Annotated in this window: 19 protein-coding genes; 11 read left to right on the top strand and 8 right to left on the bottom strand. The window is 74.4% G+C overall.

Going from position 1 to position 21,965, the window contains the following annotated elements:
* Window positions 1–2: 2 nt before the first annotated feature.
* The 6 genes from ACZ6Y7_RS03560 to ACZ6Y7_RS03535 form a co-directional block, all read right to left on the bottom strand.
* Window positions 3–527 carry a hypothetical protein gene (locus ACZ6Y7_RS03560; RefSeq protein WP_465756189.1) on the bottom strand — a complete coding sequence of 175 codons (525 nt, stop codon included), beginning with the start codon at window positions 525–527 and terminating at the stop codon, window positions 3–5.
* Between the two features lie 162 nt (window positions 528–689).
* Window positions 690–2,534 carry a dihydroxy-acid dehydratase gene (gene ilvD / locus ACZ6Y7_RS03555; protein ID WP_465756188.1) on the bottom strand — a complete coding sequence of 615 codons (1,845 nt, stop codon included), beginning with the start codon at window positions 2,532–2,534 and terminating at the stop codon, window positions 690–692.
* A 188-nt stretch (window positions 2,535–2,722) separates the two neighbouring features.
* Window positions 2,723–3,493, bottom strand: coding sequence for a class I SAM-dependent methyltransferase (locus tag ACZ6Y7_RS03550; protein WP_465756187.1), 771 nt, complete (start codon window positions 3,491–3,493; stop codon window positions 2,723–2,725).
* A 59-nt stretch (window positions 3,494–3,552) separates the two neighbouring features.
* Window positions 3,553–4,356: a sugar phosphate isomerase/epimerase family protein gene (locus ACZ6Y7_RS03545; RefSeq protein ID WP_465756467.1), complete on the bottom strand. Its 804-nt coding sequence runs from the start codon at window positions 4,354–4,356 to the stop codon at window positions 3,553–3,555.
* A gap of 601 nt (window positions 4,357–4,957) precedes the next feature.
* Entirely contained in the window at window positions 4,958–5,920 is a 963-nt protein-coding gene (locus ACZ6Y7_RS03540) for a Ppx/GppA family phosphatase (protein WP_465756186.1), read from the bottom strand.
* Window positions 5,921–6,854: 934 nt separating this feature from the next.
* Window positions 6,855–7,400: a hypothetical protein gene (locus tag ACZ6Y7_RS03535; protein WP_465756185.1), complete on the bottom strand. Its 546-nt coding sequence runs from the start codon at window positions 7,398–7,400 to the stop codon at window positions 6,855–6,857.
* A gap of 565 nt (window positions 7,401–7,965) precedes the next feature.
* On the opposite strand from ACZ6Y7_RS03535, the gene ACZ6Y7_RS03530 reads away from it, so the two are divergent.
* Entirely contained in the window at window positions 7,966–8,799 is an 834-nt protein-coding gene (locus tag ACZ6Y7_RS03530) for a DUF3109 family protein (RefSeq protein WP_465756466.1), read from the top strand.
* A gap of 81 nt (window positions 8,800–8,880) precedes the next feature.
* On the opposite strand, the gene ACZ6Y7_RS03525 is transcribed toward ACZ6Y7_RS03530, so the two are convergent.
* A complete protein-coding gene (locus ACZ6Y7_RS03525) occupies window positions 8,881–10,050 on the bottom strand; it encodes an NADH-quinone oxidoreductase subunit D (protein ID WP_465756184.1) in 1,170 nt (389 codons plus the stop codon).
* Window positions 10,047–11,063 carry an SAM-dependent methyltransferase gene (locus tag ACZ6Y7_RS03520; RefSeq protein WP_465756183.1) on the bottom strand — a complete coding sequence of 339 codons (1,017 nt, stop codon included), beginning with the start codon at window positions 11,061–11,063 and terminating at the stop codon, window positions 10,047–10,049. The genes ACZ6Y7_RS03525 and ACZ6Y7_RS03520 overlap by 4 nt, the downstream gene beginning before the upstream one ends.
* A 129-nt stretch (window positions 11,064–11,192) precedes the next feature.
* Here ACZ6Y7_RS03520 and ACZ6Y7_RS03515 point away from each other — a divergent pair, with 129 nt between their 5' ends.
* The 10 genes from ACZ6Y7_RS03515 (at window position 11,193) to lysX (ending at window position 21,730) form a co-directional block, all read left to right on the top strand.
* A complete protein-coding gene (locus tag ACZ6Y7_RS03515) occupies window positions 11,193–12,413 on the top strand; it encodes a sensor histidine kinase (RefSeq protein ID WP_465756182.1) in 1,221 nt (406 codons plus the stop codon).
* 29 nt (window positions 12,414–12,442) lie between these two features.
* Entirely contained in the window at window positions 12,443–13,132 is a 690-nt protein-coding gene (locus ACZ6Y7_RS03510) for a response regulator (protein ID WP_465756181.1), read from the top strand.
* A gap of 236 nt (window positions 13,133–13,368) precedes the next feature.
* Complete coding sequence (locus ACZ6Y7_RS03505) at window positions 13,369–14,220, top strand: Rossmann-like and DUF2520 domain-containing protein (protein WP_465756465.1); 852 nt, start codon at window positions 13,369–13,371, stop codon at window positions 14,218–14,220.
* 2 nt (window positions 14,221–14,222) lie between these two features.
* Window positions 14,223–15,128 carry a pantoate--beta-alanine ligase gene (gene panC, locus ACZ6Y7_RS03500; RefSeq protein ID WP_465756180.1) on the top strand — a complete coding sequence of 302 codons (906 nt, stop codon included), beginning with the start codon at window positions 14,223–14,225 and terminating at the stop codon, window positions 15,126–15,128.
* Window positions 15,129–15,250: 122 nt separating this feature from the next.
* Window positions 15,251–15,700, top strand: a complete 450-nt coding sequence (panD, locus tag ACZ6Y7_RS03495) for an aspartate 1-decarboxylase (protein ID WP_465756179.1) — start codon at window positions 15,251–15,253, stop codon at window positions 15,698–15,700.
* Between the two features lie 15 nt (window positions 15,701–15,715).
* Window positions 15,716–17,386: an L-aspartate oxidase gene (locus ACZ6Y7_RS03490; protein ID WP_465756178.1), complete on the top strand. Its 1,671-nt coding sequence runs from the start codon at window positions 15,716–15,718 to the stop codon at window positions 17,384–17,386.
* Window positions 17,387–17,390: 4 nt separating this feature from the next.
* Entirely contained in the window at window positions 17,391–18,359 is a 969-nt protein-coding gene (gene nadC, locus ACZ6Y7_RS03485) for a carboxylating nicotinate-nucleotide diphosphorylase (RefSeq protein ID WP_465756177.1), read from the top strand.
* A 46-nt stretch (window positions 18,360–18,405) separates the two neighbouring features.
* The gene (locus ACZ6Y7_RS03480; RefSeq protein WP_402221976.1) at window positions 18,406–19,191 is read left to right on the top strand and encodes a type III pantothenate kinase; all 786 of its coding nucleotides are present in this window, start codon (window positions 18,406–18,408) and stop codon (window positions 19,189–19,191) included.
* A gap of 88 nt (window positions 19,192–19,279) precedes the next feature.
* A complete protein-coding gene (locus ACZ6Y7_RS03475; RefSeq protein ID WP_465756176.1) occupies window positions 19,280–20,029 on the top strand; it encodes a hypothetical protein in 750 nt (249 codons plus the stop codon).
* Window positions 20,030–20,173: 144 nt separating this feature from the next.
* Complete coding sequence (gene lysX / locus ACZ6Y7_RS03470) at window positions 20,174–21,730, top strand: bifunctional lysylphosphatidylglycerol synthetase/lysine--tRNA ligase LysX (protein WP_465756175.1); 1,557 nt, start codon at window positions 20,174–20,176, stop codon at window positions 21,728–21,730.
* Window positions 21,731–21,965: the final 235 nt, after the last annotated feature.

The following is a 21,965-nucleotide window of genomic DNA, read 5'->3' as shown; positions in this document are numbered from 1 at the left end:
GGTCAGCGCTTGCGCTTGGGCCGGCTCGGCGCCTTGGCGCCGGGTCGGCCGCCGCGGGCGGCCCGGCGGTTCTCGTACTGGGCGACGGCCCGCTCGTAGGCGGCGCGCCGCACCGCCTCGCCGGGGGCCTCCACCAGGCTGCGGGCGAAGTAGGCGGCCAGCGCGCCCGCGCTGCCGATCAGCCAGACCGCGCCGAGCGAGGTGTCCTCGGCCATCCAGCCGGTCAGTCGGTCCTTGCCCTCGGTGAGCAGCTTCCAGGTGCGCCGGACGGACATCAGCGAGCAGATCGCGACGGCGGCGGTGAGCAGCGCGTTCAGGAAGGTGCCGTTGTCGGAGAGGGCGATGCCCTCGACGCCGAAGCGCAGCAGCAGGACGACGGCGACCGTCGCGGCCAGCGCGCCGACGGAGACGGCGACCCGGCGCGGCCAGTAGCCGCCGTCCCGGTTCAGCCAGCTGGTGCCGAACCAGCGGATCGGCTCGGGCTGGGGGGCGCCGACGGCCTCGGGGGTGGGGGGCTGCTCGCTCACGCCGTCGATTATCACCCGACGGCCGGTGGTTGCGGGGGTGCCGTCCGTACGGCGGAGGAGCCGTCCCGGCCTGCGGGACGGCTCCTCCTTCGTGCTCTACGGCCTCCGTGCCACGGCCCCGTGCCAGGGCCGGGGGCCGCGGCTTCCGCCGGTCTTGGGCGCTCAGCCGAGCTTCGTCACGTCGCGGACGGCGCCCTTGTCGGCGGAGGTGGCCATCGCGGCGTAGGCGCGCAGGGCCTGGCTGACCTGGCGGTCGCGGTTCTTCGGGCGGTAGCCGCCGGAGGCCTCCAGGGCGCGGCGGCGCTCGGCGAGGACCTCGTCCGGGACCTCCAGGGAGATCGTCCGGCCGGGGATGTCGATGGCGATGGTGTCGCCGTCCTCGACCAGCGCGATGGTGCCGCCGGAGGCCGCCTCCGGGGAGGCGTGGCCGATGGACAGGCCCGAGGTGCCGCCGGAGAAGCGGCCGTCGGTGACCAGTGCGCAGGCCTTGCCGAGACCGCGGCCCTTGAGGAAGGAGGTCGGGTAGAGCATCTCCTGCATGCCCGGGCCGCCCTTGGGGCCCTCGTAGCGGATGACGACGACGTCGCCCTCCTTGACCCGCTTGGTCAGGATCGCCTCGACCGCGTCCTCCTGGGACTCGACGACGACGGCCGGGCCGCTGAAGGTCCAGATCGACTCGTCCACGCCGGCGGTCTTCACGATGCAGCCGTCCTCGGCGAGGTTGCCGTACAGCACGGCCAGGCCGCCCTCGACGGAGTAGGCGTGCTCGACGCTGCGGATGCAGCCCTTGGCGGCGTCGGTGTCCAGCGACTCCCAGCGCTCGGACTGGGAGAAGGCCTCGGCGGAGCGGACGCAGCCGGGCGCGGCGTGCCACAGCTCCACGGCCTCGGCGGAGGGCGAGCCGCCGCGCACGTCCCAGGTCTTGAGCCACTCGGCGAGCGAGTCGGCGTGCACGGTGTGGACGTCCTCGTTGAGCAGCCCGGCGCGGTACAGCTCGCCGAGGATGGCCGGGATGCCGCCGGCCCGGTGGACGTCCTCCATGTAGTACGAGCCGTTGGGCGCGACCTTGGACAGACAGGGCACCTTGCGGGAGATCGCGTCGATGGCCCGCTGGTCGAAGTCCAGCTCGGCCTCCTGGGCGGCGGCCAGCAGGTGCAGGATCGTGTTGGTCGAGCCGCCCATGGCGATGTCCAGGGCCATGGCGTTCTCGAAGGCGGCGCGGGTGGCGATCGCCCGGGGCAGGACGGAGGCGTCGTCCCCGCCGTAGTAGCGGTTCGCGATCTCGACGACGGTGCGGCCGGCGTTCTCGTAGAGGGCCCGGCGGGCGGTGTGGGTGGCGAGCACCGAGCCGTTGCCGGGCAGCGAGAGGCCGATGGCCTCGGTGAGGCAGTTCATCGAGTTGGCGGTGAACATGCCGGAGCACGACCCGCAGGTCGGGCAGGCGTTCTCCTCGATGATCGCGATGTCCTCGTCGGAGACGTTCTCGTTGACGGCCTGCGAGATCGCGTCGACCAGGTCGAGCCTGCGCACGGTGCCGTCGACCAGGGTGGCCTTGCCGGCCTCCATCGGGCCGCCGGAGACGAAGACGGTCGGGATGTTCAGGCGCAGCGCGGCCATCAGCATGCCCGGGGTGATCTTGTCGCAGTTGGAGATGCAGATCAGGGCGTCGGCGCAGTGCGCGTTGACCATGTACTCGACGGAGTCGGCGATCAGGTCGCGCGAGGGCAGCGAGTAGAGCATGCCGCCGTGGCCCATCGCGATGCCGTCGTCCACGGCGATGGTGTTGAACTCGCGCGGGATGCCGCCCGCCCGCTTGATCGCCTCGGAGACGATCCGGCCGACCGGCTGGAGGTGCGTGTGGCCGGGGACGAACTCGGTGAAGGAGTTGGCGACCGCGATGATCGGCTTGCCGAAGTCCTCGCGGGCTACGCCGGCCGCCCGGAGAAGCGCCCGGGCGCCTGCCATGTTGCGACCGTGGGTGACCGTACGGGACCTCAGCTCGGGCACTGTGCTCCACTCCTTCGGGGCTCTCGACGGCGCCCCGCCGGTGGGAGGTGCGGGGCCCGCTGTGGCTTACGAGCCTACGCCCGCCGTCCGGCCGACGGACCGGCCGTCCGCGATGCGGTCAGTCGGTCGGGCGGGGGCGGGGGCTCCGGCGATCAGGTGGACGGGCGGGCGGTCGGCCGCGGCCGGGTTCACTCCGGGGCGACGGCGACGGTGAGGTCCAGCGCGTACGGCTCGACCACGGTGCCGTCCGGGAACTCGGCGAGCAGGGCCGCCCGCTCGGCGGCCAGCACCGGTGCCCGCTCCTCGGGGCCGATCGAGGCCAGGTAGGAGCGCGAGGTGAGGTCGGTCAGCGCGTGCTCGACGGTGATCCGCCGCTCCCAGTGCAGCACCGTCCGTTCGACCGCCAGGCCGGCCCGGCCGAACTCGCCGACGTGGGCGCCGATCCCCCGGTAGCCGTGGTAGCGGGTGGGCAGTGCGGCCGCCAGCCGCCGGGCCCGGGCGCGGACCCACGGCACGGTCTCGTCGTGCACGTTCCACCACGTGGCGAGGGCCCCGCCGGGCCGCAGCACCCGGATCGCCTCGGGGACCGACCGCTCGGGACGGGTCCAGTGGAAGGCCTGGGCGTAGGTGACCAGGTCGGCGGACCGGTCGTGGAACGGCAGGTCGTCGCCGGTGCCGCGGACCAGCGGCGGCGTGGGCAAGCAGGCCAGGAACTGGGCGGCCATGCCGGCGCTGGGCTCGACCGCGACGACGTCCGCGCCCCGGGCGGCGAGCAGCCGGGTCGCGATGCCGGTGCCCGCGCCGACGTCCAGCACCCGGGCGCCCTTGAGGCCGCGGCCCCAGAGCCGCTCCAGCGCGTCGAAGAGCTCGTCGGGGTAGCCGGGCCGCGCCCGGGCGTACTCGGCGGCCACCGCACCGAAGCTCGTGGCGGCCTCCCGGCGGTCCTGTTCCTCCGTCATCTCTCCCCCTCCGCACCGACGTTCGCACCCGCACGGGCACCCGCACGGGCCGACCCGGGTCAGCGTACGCGCGACGGGGTGGCCAGGTGCAAGCGGGTGAAGGCCAGCGCCTCGGCCAGATCGGCCTCGCGTTCGGCGGGCGACGCCGCGCGGCGGGTGTTGACCTCCAGCACCACGTGGCCGTCGAAGCCGGTGCGGGCGAGGTGCTCCAGCAGCTCGGCGCAGGGCTGCTTGCCGCGCCCGGGGATCAGGTGCTCGTCCTTGCCGGAGCCGCTGCCGTCGGCCAGGTGCACGTGGGCCAGCCGGTCACCCATCCGCTCGACCATCGCGAAGGTGTCGATCCGGGAGGTGGCGACGTGCGAGAGGTCGATGGTGAAGTGCCGGTACTCCTCGTCGGTGACGTCCCAACCCGGCGCGTACGCCAGCACCTCGCGGTCGCGGTAGCGCCACGGGTACATGTTCTCGACGGCGAAGCGGACGTCGGTCTCGCCCGCCATCCGGTTGATGCCCGCGACGAAGTCCCGGGCGTACTGGCGCTGCCAGCGGAACGGGGGGTGGACGACGACGGCGCTCGCGCCGAGCTTCTCGGCGGCCGCCCGGGCCCGGACCAGCTTGGTCCACGGGTCGGTGGTCCACACCCGCTGGGTGATCAGCAGACAGGGGGCGTGCACCGCCAGGATCGGCAGCTGGTGCGCGTCGGAGAGCCGGCGCAGGGCGTCGACGTCCTGGCTGACCGGGTCGTTCCAGACCATCACCTCGACCCCGTCGTAGCCGAGCTTGGCGGCCAGCTCGAAGGCGACGGCGGTGCTCGCCGGGTACACCGAGGCGGTGGAGAGGACCACCTTGGTGTCGGGGATGTGCAGGGTCGGGTGCGGGGGCAGCACCAGCCGGTCGGTGGTGCGCAGCAGCGGCGGGCGGGCGGCGTCCCGGCGGGCGGCCTTGACCGAGCGCACCGACTGGACGGCGGCCTTGGCGGCGCCGGCGGCCCGCGCGGTGCGGGTCTCCTTCGGCGCGGCCTTGGCGGCGGCCCGGCGGGGGGCGGGGGCCTCGACCGCCTGGGCCGGCCCGTCCTTCTCGGCGGGGCCCCGCTGGGCGGCGGGCTTCGTCCCGGCTTTGCCGCCGCGCTTGGCGGTGGCCTTCTCGGCGGGCTTGGTCCCTGCCTGCTCGCCGCGCTTGGCCGTGGCCCGCTCGGCGGGCTTGGCCGTGGTCTTCCCGGCGGGGTTCGTCGCGGCCTTCTTGGCGGCGGCCTGCTTCGCGGTGCGCTGGGCGGCCTTGACGGCCTTCGCGGCCTTGGCGGCCTGCGCGGCGGTGGCTCCCTTGACCGCCTTGCCGAGCCGGCGGCGCGGAGCGTCCGACCGCGGCTGCCCGTCCCCGGGAGCGCGGCCCTCCCGCGTCCCGTCCTCGCCCGCTGGTTGCACCACGGGAGACAGCGTAAGCGGAGCGCGCTCCGAACGGGACGCCGTCCTACGGAGTGAGCGCCGGCCGGCGACGGTCGACCGGAGCGTCCATGGCGTCCAGGCGGCGCAGGATGATGCCCTCGCGCAGCGCCCACGGACAGACGTCCAGCTCGGCGAGGCCGAACAGGTCCATCGCGGCGTCGGCCACCAGCGCGCCGGCCAGCAGCTGCTTGGCGCGGCCCTCGGAGACCCCGGGGATCCGCGCGCGCTCGGCGACGGTCATCGTGGACAGCCGGGGGAGCCAGGCGGCCAGCCCGGCCCGGGTGAGCCGGCGGTCGGCGTAGGGTCCGGCGTCGGCGGGGGCGGCGCCGGTCATCCGGGCCAGCTGCTTGAAGGTCTTGGAGGTGGCCACGGCGTGCCGGGGCGGCCCCAGGCGGGAGATCTCGCCGACCACGGTGCCCAGCTCGGCCCGGATGTGGCGTCTCAGCTCGCGCAGTCCGTCCGGGTCGGCGACGTCCCCGGGCAGCCAGCGGGCGGTCAGCCGGCCGGCGCCCAGCGGCAGCGAGCAGGCGACGTCCGGCTGCTCGTCCAGACCGCAGGCGATCTCCAGCGAGCCGCCGCCGATGTCCAGGTTGAGCAACCGGCCGGAGGACCAGCCGAACCAGCGTCGGACGGCCAGGAAGGTCAGCCGGGCCTCGTCCTGCCCGGACAGCACCCGCAGCTCGACACCGGTCTCGGCGGCCACCCGGCGCAGCACCTCCTCGCCGTTCGCGGCCTCGCGCACGGCGGAGGTGGCGAACGGCAGGATGTCGACGACGCCCTTGTCCTCGGCGACCCGCAGCGAGGACGACACGTGGCCGACCAGCCGCTCGACACCGGCCTCGCCTATCGCGCCGTCCGCGTCCAGCAGCTCGGCCAGGCGCAGTTCGGCCTTGTGGGAGTACGCGGGAATCGGGGCGGCACCCGGGTGGGCGTCCACCACCAGGAAGTGGACCGTGTTGGAACCTACGTCGAGAACACCGAGTCGCATAAGTCTCCACGCTACGCGATCCGGGGCGGCGCACGGCCGGTCGCGTCGGTGCCCGCGCTGGTGCGGGGACGGCGTCCGGGGCGGGCCCGGTGGCCCGGGTGCCGGGGCCGGCGGGGCTCACCGCCGCGCTCCGCCGGGCAGTTGGGCCACCGCCCCGGATGCCGGGGCCGGCCCCGGGGCGCCGGTGATCGGACCGCGGGTGTCCTCGGCGGGCAAGGGCGGCCGGGGCCCGCGCGGACGGGCGTCGGGACGTGCACGTCGCGTCCGTCCCGGCGGCCGACACGTCCCGGCCTCCGGCCCCCGGCAGGGCGACCCGCGGCTGCTCGACGATGACGGCCCACCAGTTCTCCGGATCGGCGACGACCGTGCCGTCCGTCTCCACCAGGGCGCGGTGCCGGGCGTCCACCGCCGTACCGGCGGCCGCCGGGTCGGTTCCGCGCGGGGCGGGCCACGGGCCGGTGTCCAGGCAGCGGACGAAGGCGCGCAGGACGGTGTCGCAGCGGCAGACGGCGCAGTCGGGGTCCGACCGCCCGGAGGACGCCGTCCGCCGGGTCGAGGCAACACCCGTACGACGGCGGCGCGGCGGCCGGACCAGGCGTCACACCGAAGCTCCAACTCGCCCCTGGCATGCGGCAGTTCGGCCACGAGGGCGTACCTCCGGCAGCCGCCGGGCAGAGCGGCTCAGCCGCAGGTCGGCCCGGACGGACAGCACCTCCTCGGCCGCCACCCCCCGCTCGCGCAGCGCCGGGTGTCCCCGACGAGACCTCACCCCACGGCGCCGCGACCCCACGCCCGCGCGCACAGGAAGTCGGCCAGGCCGACTTCCTACGCAAGCCTCCCGCGTCGGCCCGCCGAATATGCAGACCGGTCTACATATCGGCCCCGCGTCACCGGACCGGCGTCCTCCGACACGTGGCCTTGACCGATGACCGCGCTACCCCGCCCTCCCGGCGCTGGGGCGGCACGCGCTGTCGCCCGGCCATGAGGACAGCGGGCCCGCCAGTAGTTCGGCGGCCAGCTCGTGCAGTTCGGCCACCAGCTCCTCCGTCAGTCTGCCGCAGTGCTCCTGCTGGTCCTCCGCGCGGTACAGCCATCGTCGAACCGGCCGCAGCGGCGAGCCGGCGTCGTCGGCGGGGCACAGCTCAAGGCCGATCCGCTCGACCGCCGCCCAGGGGTCGAGGCGGCCGTCCAGCAGGTCCCGCAGGCAGTACCGGGCCAGCGCCTGGCCGCGGCCCTCGACGGTGGTGGGCAGCCGCAGCGCCGCCCGGAGCTCGCGCTCCAGCTCGGCCAGCAGCCTGCGCGCCTCCAGAACCTCCCCGTCGGACAGCACGCCGAGCTCCCACAGACTCGGGGTGTCGGCCCCGCCGGCCAGCGCTGCCCACGCAGCCTCCACCGCCGCACCGACCGACTCCGGATACCCGCCGACGCGTCGCTCCAGCATGACCCGGCGCAACGGTTCCAGTGCCTCGTCCAGCTCCATCGCGCGAGCGTAGCCGCCCACTCCAGCCCGGAGCGACGGGTTTGGGTCCGAGGGCAGCCGACACGCTCCGCCGGCGCCCACGCCCCCACTGCGCGGGACGTCGGCCTGTCGGACTTCCCGCGCGACCCACCGGCCGGGGCCGGACGAGCCGTTCCGAAGTCGGCTGGCTTTGCCGGGTCCTGCTCCGGCCGTGCAGCAAGGGTGTCCAGCACCGGGTGGGGACGGCCGAAGAGCTGGACACCCTGCTGAGCCGCCCTGCTCGGCCGTGGCCCGGGCAGAGCGGCTCAGCCCCGCCGCGGCCCGGGCCCTGCGCGGGGTCCACCCCGAAGCAGGCTGGATCCGCTTCGCCGGTGCCCGTCCGCGCGGCGAGGTTTCCGGACCCGCCCGAACGGCCCGGCGGCACCGAGCACCTGCGCCCCACCCCCAGCCCCGCCGCCGCGTCCTGCCCCGCCACCCGTCGCCGGCCCCGCGGAAGCTCTACCCTTGCCGGGTGGCACCAGCAGAAACGTCCAAGAAGAAGGCCAAGGCGAAGCCCACGGCCTCCCCCGCCCCCGTCGACCTCGCGATGCCGACCCTGCGCCGCGAGATCCCGCGTGACGAGGTCCCGCTCGACTTCCCCCGCGCCTGGGTCGAGTTCGCCGACCCCGCCGACGAGGAGCAGGTCTTCCGCTGCGACCTCACCTGGCTGACCTCCCGCTGGTCCTGCGTCTTCGGCCAGGGCTGCCACGGCATCCGCGAGGGCCGCGGCGAGTCCGACGGCTGCTGCACGCTGGGTGCCCACTACTCGGACGAGGACGACGAGAAGCGCGTCCTGGAGCACGCGGCGCGGCTGACGCCCGAGCTGTGGGAGAACTTCGCCGAGGGCACCGATGCCAAGGGCCGGATCGTGTCCGACGGCGGCATCACCATGCTGGACGAGGACGGCGACCGCCAGACCCGCCGGGTCGGCGGCGCCTGCATCTTCGTGAACAGCCCCGACTTCGCGGGCGGCGCCGGCTGCGCCCTGCACGCGCTCGCGCTCCGGGAGGGCCGCGAGCCGCTGGAGACCAAGCCGGACGTCTGCTGGCAGCTGCCGATCCGCCGCACCTACGACTGGATCGACCGCCCGGACGACACCCGCTACCTGCAGGTCTCGATCGGCGAGTACGACCGCCGCGGCTGGGGCCCGGGCGGCCACGACCTGCACTGGTGGTGCACCGGTGCCCCGGCGGCCCACCAGGGCGCGGAGCCGGTGTACGTCAGCTACCGCCCCGAACTCACCGAGCTGATGGGCAGGGAGGCGTACGAGGTGCTGGCCGGCCTGTGCGAGGAGCGGATCGCCGGCAAGGGCGACCGCAGGTTCGCCCCGCACCCGGCCGACCCGGTCAAGAAGAACGGCCCGGTCAAGAAGAAGAAGTAGCGGCCCCGCGCCGGTACCGGCCCCCGCGGTACCGGCCCCCGCCGGCACCGCCCCGCCGCTACCGGCCCCGCCGGCACCGGACTACTTGTCGATGTCCCCGACCACGAAGAACATCGACCCCAGGATCGCCACCATGTCCGCGACCAGCGTCCCCGGCAGCAGTTCGGTCAGCGCCTGGATGTTGTTGAAGGACGCCGAGCGCAGCTTGAGCCGCCACGGCGTCTTGTCGCCGCGCGAGACCAGGTAGTAGCCGTTGATCCCGAGCGGGTTCTCCGTCCACGCGTACGTGTCGCCCTCCGGTGCCTTGAGCACCTTGGGCAGCCGCTGGTTGACCGGGCCGGGCGGCAGGGTGGCGAGCTTGTCGAGGCAGGCGTCGGCGAGGTCCAGCGCGTTGAGGGTCTGCTCCAGCAGGCACTCGAAGCGGGCCAGGCAGTCGCCCTCCTCGCGGGTGACGACGGTGAGCACCTGCCGCAGCTCCTCGGAGCCGTACGCGAGGTAGGGCTCGTCGCGGCGCAGGTCGAAGTCGAGGCCGCTGGCGCGGGCGATCGGGCCGCTGACCCCGTATGCCTGGGCCTGCGCCCTGGTGAGGACGCCGACGCCGGCGGTGCGGGCGCGGAAGATCTCGTTGCCGAGGACGAGTTCCTCGAAGACCGGCGTCTCCGAGCGCACCTTGGCGATGGCGGCGCGGACCCGCCCGAGCCAGCCGGCCGGGAGGTCCTCCTTGAGGCCGCCGACCCGGTTGAACATGTAGTGCATCCGGCCGCCGGAGGCCTCCTCCAGCACGTGCTGGAGCTCCTCGCGGCCGTGGAAGGCGTGGAAGATCGGGGTGATCCCGCCCAGTTCCAGCGGGTAGGAGCCGAGGAACATCAGGTGGTTGAGCACCCGGTTGAGCTCGGCGAGCAGGGTGCGGATCCACACCGCCCGCTCGGGGACCTCCATGCCGAGCATCCGCTCGACGCCGAGGACGACGCCGAGTTCGTTGGAGAAGGCGGAGAGCCAGTCGTGCCGGTTGGCCAGCATGATGATCTGCCGGTAGTCGCGGGCCTCGAAGAGCTTCTCCGCGCCCCGGTGCATGTAGCCGATCACCGGCTCGGCGGTGACGATGCGCTCGCCGTCGAGCAGCAGTCGCAGCCGCAGCACGCCGTGCGTGGCCGGGTGCTGCGGGCCGATGTTGAGCACCATGTCGGTGGTGCCCGCCTGGCCCGTGACGTTCTCGGCTCCCGCCCCGATGCCGACCGTGGTCTCCCTCATGCCCCCAGAGTCTGCCATCCCGGCAGGGGCTCCAAGCTCAGCGGTACCGGCATGCGGACGGCCTGGACCAGCCACCCGAAGGCGCCCAGCCCGGCCGGGTCGGTCAGTTCGGCCGCCTCGCCCGCCCCGCCGAGCGCGCGCAGGTAGCCCGCCGGGTCGGCGGAGGCGAGGGTCAGGGGCGGCCGGCCGCCGCTGACGCCGAGCGCCCGCAGGGCCTCGCGCTGCGTCGTCCACAGGCTGTGGAGACCGGGGACGGCGGCGGCGTCCAGGGCCACGTGCGCGGTGACGTCGCAGGAGCCGTCCGGCACCGGGGCGACCTCCCGGCCGTCCCGAAAGCCGGTGAAGGTCCCGAAGGGCGGCCGCCGCCCCGCCGTGTGCCCGTAGTCGACGGCGACGGCCAGCCCGCGCTCCAGCCCGGCGACGGCCCGCGCCCACGCGGCGTCCCGGGGGCCGCCGAACTCCACCACCTCGCCGGGCTCGGCGACCGGCCACCAGCGCTCGGCCCAGGCGGCGTCCCGCTCCGACACCCGCGCGCCCGGACGGGTCGCGCCGGTCGCCGGGTCCACCTCGACGTAGCGCAGCACCCCGTCCTCGTCCACCTCGCCGGCGTCCAGCGGCACGTTGTCCAGCCACTCGTTGGCGAACAGCAGCCCGGTCACGCCGCGCGGCAGCTCCGCCGTCCACAGGGCTGTGGACGGAAGGCCGGCCGGCCGCTCGGCGATCTCCACGCCGTACGGGCGCAGCCGGGCCAGCACGTCGCCGGGCAGCTCGGCCAGCACGCCGGTCAGCAGTTCGCCCCGCCCGGCCCCGACGTCGACGAAGGCCAGCTCCTCCGGACGACCGAGGGCCGCGTCAACCTCCAGGAGCAGCCGGGCCACCGCACGGGCGAACTTCGACGAGGCGTGCACCGAGGTCCGGAAGTGGCCCGCTGGGCCCTCCGGCCGGCGGTAGAAGCCCCGGTCGGGGTCGTACAGGGCCTGTTCCATGGCGGGCGCCCACCGCATCCACGTCATGACGCGGGACGCTACCCGGCGGTCACCGGCCCCTCCCAATCGGAGCCGGTGCGTCTCCGACCTACGGAGTAGGACGGATCGCCCTACCGGCGGACCTGGGCACGCGGAGCGACTGCCTACGCTGGACACGTGCATCGACTCAACGCCTGGCTCCGCCGTCACCCCATGGTGGTCGACTCCGCCTGGGCGGCGTTGGTGCTCCTCATCGGCCTGGTCCCGGACGACGGCTCCGACAGCTGGCCGTTCGGCGCGAACGTCGTGGTCGCGCTGCTGCTGCCGGCCCTCATGGTCTTCCGCCGCCGGCACCCCGACATCACCGTGGCCGCCGCCACCGGACTCGGCATCAGCCAGGTGCTCGCCGACATCGATCCGGGCGGCTCCTCCATCGCGTACCTGGTCTTCGCCTACACCGGCGCCGCCTTCGGGCAGCGGTGGACCTCCCGGCTCGCCCTCGCGGCCGGCCTGGCCGCCGGTCCGCTGGTGTTCTGGCAGCAGCACCTGACGCAGACGGTCCGGGAGGGCGACCACTTCACCTCGCGCCCGTACAACCCCGGCGCGGCCCTGCTGATCATGCTGCTGATGACCACGCCGTTCATCCTGTGCTGGGCCTGGGGCCGGCTGACCAGGGTGCGCCGCGCCTACCTGACCGAGCTGGAGGACCGCGCCGCCCGGCTGGAGCGCGAGCGGGACGCCCAGGCCAAGGTGGCGGTCGCGGCCGAGCGGGCCCGGATCGCCCGCGAGCTGCACGACGTGGTCGCGCACAACGTCTCGGTGATGATCGTCCAGGCCGACGGCGCCGCGTACGTCCTCGACAACTCCCCGCAGCAGGCGAAGGAGGCGCTCGGCACGATCGCCTCCACCGGCCGTCAGGCGCTGGTCGAGATGCGCCGCCTGCTGGGCGTGCTGCGCACCTCCGACACCGCCGAGGAGTACGTGCCGCAGCCGGGCGTGGAGGAGCTGCCGGAGCTGCTGGAGCAGGTCCGCACGGCCGGGCTGCAGGTCGACTACGCGACCTCCGGGCACCCCCGCGAGCTGCCGCGCGGCGTCGAGCTGACCGTCTACCGGATCGTCCAGGAGGCGCTCACCAACGTCCGCAAGCACGGCGGCCCCGACGCGCACGCCCGGGTCGCGGTCGACTTCGGCGAGCGCGAGCTGGCCGTCCTGGTGGAGGACGACGGGCGGGGCAGCACCGCCGAACAGCTGGCCTCCGGCGGCGTGGACGGGCTGGGCCACGGCCTGATCGGCATGCGCGAACGGGTCGGCATGGTCAGCGGCAGCCTGGACGTGGGCCCCCGCCCCGGCGGCGGTTTCCGGATCCGCGCCGTCCTTCCGCTCAAGGCCGCACACTGATCCCCCGCCCCCCCTTCTTAGGAGTCACCTTGACCATCCGCGTGATGCTCGTCGACGACCAGGAACTGCTGCGCACCGGCTTCCGGATGATCCTCCAGTCGCAGGGGGACATCGAGATCGCCGCCGAGGCGGGCGACGGCGCGCAGGCCCTGGAGTTGCTGCGGCACACCGAGGTGGACGTGATCCTGATGGACGTCCGGATGCCCCGCCTGGACGGCGTGCAGGCGACCCGCCGGATCTGCCTGGCCGAGGACGGCAGCCCGCTGCCGGACGCCCCGCACGTGCTGATCCTCACCACCTTCGACCTGGACGAGTACGCCTTCGCCGCGCTCAAGGCCGGTGCCAGCGGCTTCCTGCTCAAGGACGTCCCGCCGACCGAGCTGGTGGCCGCGATCCGCGCGGTGCACGGCGGGGACGCGGTGGTCGCGCCGACCACCACCCGCCGGATGATCGACCGTTTCGCCGAGGTGCTGCCCACCCCGCAGAGCGCGCCCGGCTCGGACGTCCTCGGCCCGCTGACCGAGCGCGAGCGGGAGGTGTTCCTGCTGGTCGCGCAGGGCCTGTCGAACGGTGAGATCGCGGCCCGGCTGGTGCTCTCCGAGGCCACCGTGAAAACCCACGTCGGCCGGATCCTGGCCAAGCTCGGCCTGCGCGACCGGGTCCAGGCCGTGGTGCTGGCGTACGAGGCCGGGCTGATCCGGGCCGGGGCCGCCGACTGAGCCCGCGCCGGGCCGACCACCGGGCCCGTGCCCGAGCCTCCCCGGCGGTCCGACGCCGACCGTAGACTGGGGCGGTACGTCCGGTACCCGACGCGTGGACCGGAACGGCCGATCAGGACAAGGGTGGATGCGTGGATCCGTCCGACTTCGCCGACTTCGGCGAGTTCGCCCCGCTCGCCGACGGTCTCGGCGACCCGAGCGATCCCGGCAACCGTCCGGCCCGCCTCGCCGTCGGCGTGGTCGGCACCGGCCGGGTCGGCCCCGCGCTGGGTGCCGCGCTGCAGCTGGCCGGGCACACCGTGGTCGCCGCCTCGGGGGTGTCCGCCACCTCCCGCCGCCGCGCCGAGTCGCTGCTGCCGGGGGTGCGCATCGTCACCCCGCCGCAGGTGCTGGCCGCCGCCGACCTCGTCCTGCTGACCGTCCCGGACGACGCGCTGGCCGACCTGGTGGCCGGGCTGGCCTCGACCGGCGCGGTCCGCCCCGGGCAGCTGGTCGTCCACACCTCCGGCGCGCACGGCGTCGCCGTCCTGGAGCCCGCCACCCGGGCCGGGGCGCTGCCGCTGGCCCTGCACCCGGCGATGACCTTCACCGGCACCTCCGTCGACCTGGCCCGGCTGGCCGGCTGCCCGTTCGGCGTGACCGCTCCCGAGGAGCTGCGGCCGGTCGCCGAGGCGCTGGTGGTGGAGATGGGCGGCGAGCCCGAGTGGGTGCCCGAGGAGGTCCGTCCGCTCTACCACACCGCCCTCGCGCACGGCGCGAACCACCTGGTCACCCTGGTCGCGCAGGCGATGGAGCTGCTGCGCACGGCCGGCGTCGCCGAGCCCGGCCGGATGCTCGGTCCGCTGCTGGGCGCCGCGCTGGACAACAGCCTGCGCTCCGGCGACGCGGCCCTGACCGGCCCGGTCGCCCGGGGCGACGCGGGCACCGTGCGGCGCCACCTGGCGCAGCTCAGTACGGTGTCCCCCGACATCCCGGCGGCCTACCGGGCGATGGCCCGTGCCACCGCGCAGCGGGCGCTCGCCCACGGAACGATCGACGAAACGTCGGCGGCGGCGCTGCTGGACGTACTGAACGAGGAGAAGCGCTAGAGATGGCACGCGGAAAGCAGCCGAGCAAGCCCCAGCGGGCGCCGAAGGTCCACCGGGCCGTGGTCACCCGCACCGTGGACGACTTCGAGGCCGCGTTCTGGCCGGACGAGCAGCCGGTCGACAACGCCGTCGTGATGACCATGGGCGCGCTGCACGAGGGCCACGCCGCGCTGATCCGGGCCGCCCGCAAGCAGGTCGGCCGGGAGGGCCGGGTCGCGGTGACGGTCTTCGTCAACCCGCTGCAGTTCGGCGCCGGCGAGGACCTGGAGCGCTACCCGCGCACCCTTGAGGCGGACGTGAAGCTGGCCGAGGAGAACGGCGCCGACGTGGTGTTCGCCCCGTCCGTCGAGGAGGTCTACCCGAACGGCGAGCCGCAGGTGCGCATCGTGGCGGGCCCGATGGGCGAGCGCTTCGAGGGCGCCACCCGCCCCGGCCACTTCGACGGCGTGCTGACCGTGGTCGCCAAGCTGCTGCACATCACCGACCCGGACTTCGCCTTCTTCGGCGAGAAGGACGCCCAGCAGCTCGCGGTCATCCGGCGGATGGTCGCCGACCTGGACTTCGACGTCGAGGTCGTCGGCGTGCCGACGGTCCGCGAGGAGGACGGCCTGGCGCTGTCCTCGCGCAACCGCTACCTCTCGGAGGAGGAGCGCACCCACGCCCTGGCCCTGTCCAAGGCCCTGTTCGCCGGCCGGGACGCCGCCGCGCAGGGACCGAAGGCGGTGCGCGAGGCCGCCTCGGCCGTCCTCGACGCCGCCGAGGGCATCACCCTCGACTACCTCGCCCTGATCGACCCGCACGACTTCTCCGAGGCGGCGGACGACTTCCAGGGCGAGGCGGTGCTGGCCGTGGCCGCGAAGGCGGGCTCGACCCGCCTGATCGACAACGTCCACCTGATCTGCCGCTAGGCGGACGGGCGTCCAGCACCTCCAGCACAGCCGGCACAGCCGGCAGGGAATCGTCCGGTAGCCCCGGCGTTCCGGCAGTTCCGACCCCTTCAGGCATGCACTCACAGGAGGCGTGACCCGCAATGCTCCGCACCATGCTCAAGTCCAAGATCCACCGGGCCACCGTGACCCAGGCCGACCTGCACTACGTCGGCTCCGTCACGGTGGACGAGGACCTGCTCGACGCCGCCGACCTGCTCCCCGGCGAGCTGGTCCACATCGTCGACATCAACAACGGCGCCCGGCTGGAGACGTACACCATCGCCGGCCCGCGCGGCTCCGGCGTGATCGGCATCAACGGCGCCGCCGCCCGCCTGGTCCACCCCGGCGACCTGGTCATCCTCATCGCCTACGGGCAGATGGACACGGCCGAGGCCAAGGGCTACGAGCCGAAGATCGTCTTCGTGGACGAGCGGAACCGGATCACCGGCCTGGGCGGCGACCCCGCCGAAGCCCAGGAGGGCACCGGACTGCTGCGCGGCGACGCGGCGTACGGTGGCGACGACGGCGCGGCCACCGCCGCCTCGCGCTGAAGGAGTCACCCACCCATGTCCACGCACCGCCTCACCGCCCCGGCCCCCGGCTGGACCGCCACCACCGACGTGGTGGTGGTCGGTTCCGGGGTCGCCGGCCTCACCGTCGCGCTCGACGTCCACAAAGCCGGCCTGCGGGCCTTGGTGGTCACCAAGGCGATGCTGGACGACGGCTCCACCCGCTGGGCCCAGGGCGGCGTCGCGGCCGCCCTGGGCGAGGGGGACACCCCCGAGCAGCACCTGGACGACACCCTGGTGGCCGGCGCCGGGATCTGTGACGAGGAGGCCGTGCGCACCCTGGTCACCGAGGGCCCGGACGCCGTCCGCCGACTGATCGCCAACGGCGCCGCCTTCGACCGCGGCGAGGACGGCGAGGTCCTGCTGACCCGCGAGGGCGGCCACCACCGCCGCCGGATCGTGCACGCCGGCGGGGACGCCACCGGCGCCGAGATATCGCGCGCCCTGGTCGCGGCCGTCCGCGCGGCTCCCGGGATCGAGCTGATCGAGCACGCGCTGGTGCTCGACCTGCTCACCGACGCCGACGGCCACGCCGCCGGGCTCACCCTGCACGTGATGGGCGAGGGCCAGCGCGACGGCGTCGGCGCCGTCCGGGCCCGCGCGGTGGTGCTCGCCACCGGCGGCATGGGCCAGGTCTTCTCCGCCACCACCAACCCGGCGGTCTCCACCGGGGACGGCGTGGCACTCGCGCTGCGGGCCGGCGCGGCCGTCGCCGACCTGGAGTTCGTCCAGTTCCACCCGACGGTGCTCTGGCTCGGCCCGGACGCGGAGGGGCAGCAGCCGCTGGTCTCCGAGGCCGTCCGCGGCGAGGGCGCCCACCTGGTGGACGCGGACGGCGTCCGGTTCATGGTCGGGCAGCACGAGCTGGCCGAGCTGGCCCCGCGCGACGTCGTCGCCAAGGCGATCACCCGGCGGATGCAGGAGCAGGGCGCCGAGCACATGTACCTGGACGGGCGGCACTTCGGCGCCGAGATGTGGGCGGAGCGCTTCCCGACCATCCTCGCCTCCTGCCGCGCCCACGGCATCGACCCGGTCACCGAGCCGATCCCGATCGCCCCGGCCGCGCACTTCGCCTCCGGCGGCGTCCGCACCGACCGGCACGGCCGCACCACCGTCCCCGGCCTGTACGCCTGCGGCGAGGTCGCCTGCACCGGCGTGCACGGCGCCAACCGGCTGGCCTCCAACTCGCTGCTGGAGGGCCTGGTCTTCGCCGAGCGGATCGCGGCCGACCTGGCCCGGCGGCACGCGGCCGGCGAGCTGCCCGAGCGCACCGTGGACGTGGCCGCGGCGCGCGCCGCGCACCCCGTCCCGCTGCCCCCGTCCGAGGCGCGCGCCGAGATCCAGCGGCTGATGTCGCGGGGCGCGGGCATCCTGCGCTCGGCCGCCTCGATGGCCGACACCGCGGCCGGGCTGGCCCTGATCGCGCGGCAGGCCTACGCGCACGTGGCCGAGGAGAAGCCGGCCGACCCCCGGGTGGAGACCTGGGAGGCCGCCAATCTGCTGCTGGTCGCGACCTGCCTGGTCGCGGCGGCCGCGCAGCGCGAGGAGACCCGCGGCTGCCACTGGCGCGAGGACTTCCCCGAGCGCGACGACGCCCACTGGCGGCGCCACCTGATCACCACCCTCGCCGCCAACGGCGACCCCGTCAGCACCCCTGAGGAGCAGTAGAACCATGACCCACTCCCACGAGGAACTCCCGCTGGTCGAGCAGGGCGGCTGCGGCGACGGCTGCGCCTGCGGCGACGGCGAGGGCTACGAGACCGGCCTGGACCCGCAGCTGGCCGAGCTGCTGGAGCAGGCCGGGCTGGACCCGGTCGAGGTCGAGGACATCGCCACCCTTGCGCTGGCCGAGGACCTGGCCGGCGGCGAGGACGTCACCTCGGTGGCCACCGTGCCCGCCGACGCCGTCGCCACCGCCGACTTCACCGCCCGCGCGGCCGGTGTGGTGGCCGGCCTGCGGGTCGCCGAGGCGGTCGTCTCGCTGGTCTGCGAGGAGGAGTTCGAGGTCGAGCGGCACGTCGAGGACGGCGACCGGGTCGAGGCCGGCCAGGTGCTGCTCTCGGTCCGCTCCCGCACCCGCGACCTGCTGACCGCCGAGCGCAGCGCCCTCAACCTGCTCTGCCACCTGTCCGGCATCGCCACCGCGACCCGCGCCTGGGCGGACGCCCTGGAGGGCACCGGGGCGGTCGTCCGGGACACCCGCAAGACCACCCCCGGCCTGCGCGCGCTGGAGAAGTTCGCGGTGCGCTGCGGCGGCGGCGCCAACCACCGGATGGCGCTGTCCGACGCCGCCCTGGTGAAGGACAATCACGTGGTCGCGGCCGGCGGCGTGGCCGAGGCCTTCCGGGCCGTCCGGGCCGCCTACCCGGAGCTCCCGGTCGAGATCGAGGTGGACACCCTGGACCAGATCGCGCCGGTGCTGGAGGCCGGAGCCGACCTGATCCTGCTGGACAACTTCACCGTCGAGCAGCTGAAGGAGGCCGTCGCGCTGGTGAACGGCCGGGCGAAGCTGGAGGCCTCCGGCGGACTGACCCTGGCCGGCGCGCGCGAGGTCGCCCAGACTGGGGTGGACTACCTGGCCGTGGGCGCGCTCACGCACTCCTCGCCGATCCTCGACATCGGCCTGGACCTGCGCGCCTGACCGTCAGGACCGCGCAACCCCGTCCCGACTCGCAGAAAGCGTCCCCGTGCTCCTCACCATCGACGTCGGCAACACCCAGACCACGCTCGGCCTGTTCGACGGCGAGGACGTGGTGGAACACTGGCGGATCTCCACCGATCCGCGCCGCACGGCCGATGAACTGGCGGTGCTGCTGCAGGGGTTGATGGGCAACCACACCGCGGTCCGGGAGGCCGCGGTGGAGGGGCTGGCGATCTGCTCGTCCGTCCCCGCCGTGCTCCACGAGCTCCGCGAGGTGACCCGCCGCTACTACGGCGACGTCCCCGCGGTGATCGTGGAGCCCGGCGTGAAGACCGGGGTGCACGTCCTGATGGACAACCCGAAGGAGGTCGGCGCCGACCGGATCGTCAACGCGCTGGCCGCCAACCACCTGTACGGCGGCCCGTGCATCGTGGTCGACTTCGGCACCGCGACCACCTTCGACGCCGTCAACGCCCGCGGCGACTACGTCGGCGGCGCGATCGCCCCCGGCATCGAGATCTCCGTCGAGGCCCTCGGTGTCCGCGGCGCCCAGCTGCGCAAGATCGAGCTGGCCCGCCCGCGCAACGTGATCGGCAAGAACACCGTCGAGGGCATGCAGTCCGGCATCCTCTACGGCTTCGCCGGCCAGGTCGACGGCCTGGTCGAGCGGATGGCCCGGGAACTCGCCAAGGACCCGGACGACGTCCAGGTGATCGCCACCGGCGGCCTCGCCACCCTCGTCCTCGGCGAGGCCACCACCATCGACGTCCACGAGCCCTGGCTCACCCTGATCGGCCTGCGCCTGGTCTACGAGCGCAACCGGCCGGCCTGACGCCCGGGCCGGGGACCACCCGGCCGAACGTGGGGAATCCGGCGCGACGTTACCGACAAATCGGATATTCGTCACGTAGTGTCAGCCCATGCCTACGCCACACGGATCGCGCGGCGGCATGGCCTTCAGCGCCGACGAAGTCCGCGTGCTGCGCCGAGCCCTCGCCCAAGCACTGCACCCCGCCGTCCCCGTCCACCTCCAGGGGCCCGACCGGACGGCGCTCGCCGGGCCGGGCGCCGAACTCTGGGCCGAGGACGTCCAGGACGCGCTGCGCCTCACCGAGGCGATCGACGAGGCCGTCCAGGAGGGCGGCCGGCTGCGCGCCTTCCTGCTGGCCGACCTCGGCCGCTACCGCTCCGCCCTGCCCGGCAGCGCGACCGGCTACCTGGAACGGCTGGAGGAGGCGGTGTCCGACGGCTACCTGCCCGGCCCCGAGGACCTCACCGCGCTGCGCGGGCTGACCCGCCAGCCCTGCGGACAGGGCGAACGCTCTCGCCGCTCCCGGCTGGCCGGGCGCTGCCACGCGCTGGCCGAGGCCGCCGTCCGCGAGCGGCTCGCCCTCACCGCCGGACAGCCGCGCCACCTGGTGGCCGTACCGAGCCCCGCCGCACCCCCGAGCAGTCACCCCACCCCTGTAGGAGGACGGACCACCATGAGCAGCACCGACTCCCGCCCGGAGCAGCCCACCGAGGCCGGCGCCGCGAAGACCCCGCCCCGCCCGCACCGGATGCCCACCCCCGCCGAGCTCTTCGGCCGCCGCCCCAAGCCCCCGGCCCGGCCCGCCCCGCCGGCCGACCAGACCCCGGAGGACGTCGAGCTCGCCACCGGCACCGGCTGAGCCGCACCCGCACCCCGGGAGGGGGAGACCGCGGCCGCGGTCTCCCCCTCCCGCGTTCCCGCCCGCGGCCGCCCCCGTCGGCCGTTGTCCGGTCAGCCGCGGTCCCGGCGCGGAGCACGGTGTGCGGCTGGCTACCCTTGTGGGGTGAGCGATCAGAGCCTTGTTCCCGCGACCGACGACCTTCCCGAGCAGATGCGCGTCCGGCGCGAGAAGCTGGACCGGCTCCGGGCGGCCGGCGTCGACCCGTACCCGGTCGGATTCCCCCGCACCAGCACCATCGCGGACCTGCGTGCCAAGCACCCGGACCTGGAGCCGGACACCGCGACCGGCGAGCGGGCCGGCATCACCGGCCGGGTGATCCTCTCCCGCACCGGCGGCAAGCTCTGCTTCGCCACCCTGCGCGACGGCACCGGCGACCTCCAGGTGATGCTCTCCCTGGACAAGCTGGGCGCCGAGCGGCTGGCGGCCTGGAAGTCCGACATCGACCTCGGCGACCAGGTCGGCGTCGAGGGCGAGGTGATCACCTCCAAGCGCGGCGAGCTGTCGGTGATGGTGGACCGCTGGGAGCTCACCGCCAAGTGCCTGCGTCCGCTGCCGGACAAGCACAAGGGCCTGACCGACCCGGAGGCCCGGGTCCGCCAGCGCTACGTGGACCTGATCGTCAACCCCGAGGCCCGCGAGATCCTGCACCTGCGCAGCAAGGTCGTCCGCTCGATCCGCCGCACCTACGAGGACCGCGGATACATCGAGGTCGAGACCCCGATGCTGCAGCCGGTGCACGGCGGCGCCAACGCCCGCCCGTTCAAGACGCACATCAACGCGTACGACATCGACCTCTACATGCGCATCGCGCCCGAGCTGTACCTCAAGCGGCTGGTGGTCGGCGGCGCCGAGAAGGTCTTCGAGATCAACCGCAACTTCCGCAACGAGGGCGCGGACTCCACCCACAACCCGGAGTTCACCTCGCTGGAGTCGTACGAGGCCTACGGCGACTACGACACCCAGGCCGAGCTGATCCGCGAGACGATCGTCAACGCGGCCCGGGACGCGCTGGGCACCACGGTGATCAAGGGCGTGGACGCGCACGGCGTCGAGCACGAGATCGACCTGGCCGAGCCGTGGGAGGAGGTCAGCGTCTACCCGGGCATCTCCGCCCGCCTCGGCGTCGAGGTCACCCCGGAGACCACCGTCGAGGAGCTGCGCAAGCTCGCCACCGCGCACGGCATCCCGTTCGAGAAGGAGTGGGGCCACGGTCAGATCGTCCTGGAGATGGTCGAGCGCCTGCTGGAGGAGAACGCCGTCCGGCCGACCTTCATCAAGGACTACCCGACCGAGGTCTCCCCGCTGACCCGCCAGCACCGCTCGATCCCGGGCGTGGCCGAGAAGTGGGACCTGGTGATCTTCGGGACCGAGATCGGCACCGCCTACTCCGAGCTGGTCGACCCGGTCGAGCAGCGCGCCCGCCTCACCGCCCAGTCCCTGCTGGCCGCCGGCGGCGACGTCGAGGCGATGCAGGTGGACGAGGACTTCCTGCGGGCCCTGGAGTACGCGATGCCCCCGACCGGTGGCCTCGGCCTCGGCGTGGACCGCCTGATCATGCTGCTGACCGGCAAGAACATCCGGGAGACCGTGCTCTTCCCGCTGGTGAAGCCGGAGCCGAAGGCCGCCGCCGCGACGGCGGAGAAGACCGAGGAGGAGTGACCTGATGGACTACGTCAGCGCGATCGTGCCGCCGCTGGTCATGGCGATCGGCTTCGGGTTCCTGGTGCGGGCCATCTTCCGCAGCCAGGGCGGGAGCCAGAAGGCCAAGGAAGACTTCGACTGATCGCCCGGGCCCGCCGGTTCCGGGCCCGGACGACCCGCGAGCGAACCCGCGACTGACGCCGTCAGCCGCCCCGAACGACCCGTGCGCCGCCATTCCCGAATCCCGGGGGTG

This window comes from Kitasatospora sp. NPDC053308 (genome assembly GCF_055585785.1).
This window is presented reverse-complemented; position numbering and strand designations above follow the sequence as displayed.